This is a genomic window from Bacillus sp. LR--39 (assembly GCF_053613335.1).
Window position 1 is genome coordinate 1 of sequence record NZ_JBSIOT010001701.1, and the last position, 503, is coordinate 503.

Here is a 503-nt window from a genome sequence, read left to right on the forward strand (position 1 = left end):
GAGTCCTTCATGGCTCACCATGTTACGCGGGTGTGGCGGAATTGGCAGACGCGCTAGACTTAGGATCTAGTGTCTTTACGGCGTGGGGGTTCGAGTCCCTTCACCCGCATTATAAAAAAAGATCTGCGGAAGTAGTTCAGTGGTAGAACACCACCTTGCCAAGGTGGGGGTCGCGGGTTCGAATCCCGTCTTCCGCTCCAACCATCCACGCCGGGGTGGTGGAATTGGCAGACACACAGGACTTAAAATCCTGCGGTAGGTGACTACCGTGCCGGTTCAAGTCCGGCCCTCGGCATTGATATATGCGCCCGTAGCTCAATTGGATAGAGCGTTTGACTACGGATCAAAAGGTTAGGGGTTCGACTCCTCTCGGGCGCGCCATTATATATAACGGGAAGTAGCTCAGCTTGGTAGAGCACATGGTTTGGGACCATGGGGTCGCAGGTTCGAATCCTGTCTTCCCGACCATTATTCGGGGCCTTAGCTCAGCTGGGAGAGCGCCT

5 tRNA genes are annotated in these 503 nt (G+C 55.1%); all 5 read left to right on the top strand.

What is annotated here, in order from left to right:
- Nucleotides 1-26: 26 nt before the first annotated feature.
- The 5 genes from ACWHAR_RS32635 to ACWHAR_RS32655 all read left to right on the top strand — a co-directional run bounded on the left by ACWHAR_RS32635 (nucleotide 27) and on the right by ACWHAR_RS32655 (nucleotide 468).
- Nucleotides 27-109 (top strand) — tRNA-Leu (locus ACWHAR_RS32635).
- A 16-nt stretch (nucleotides 110-125) separates the two neighbouring features.
- Nucleotides 126-200, top strand: a tRNA-Gly gene (locus ACWHAR_RS32640).
- A 9-nt stretch (nucleotides 201-209) separates the two neighbouring features.
- Nucleotides 210-295 (top strand) — tRNA-Leu (locus ACWHAR_RS32645).
- 9 nt (nucleotides 296-304) lie between these two features.
- Nucleotides 305-381: transfer RNA gene (locus ACWHAR_RS32650), tRNA-Arg, on the top strand.
- A gap of 10 nt (nucleotides 382-391) precedes the next feature.
- Nucleotides 392-468, top strand: a tRNA-Pro gene (locus ACWHAR_RS32655).
- The last annotated feature ends 35 nt before the right edge of the window (nucleotides 469-503 follow it).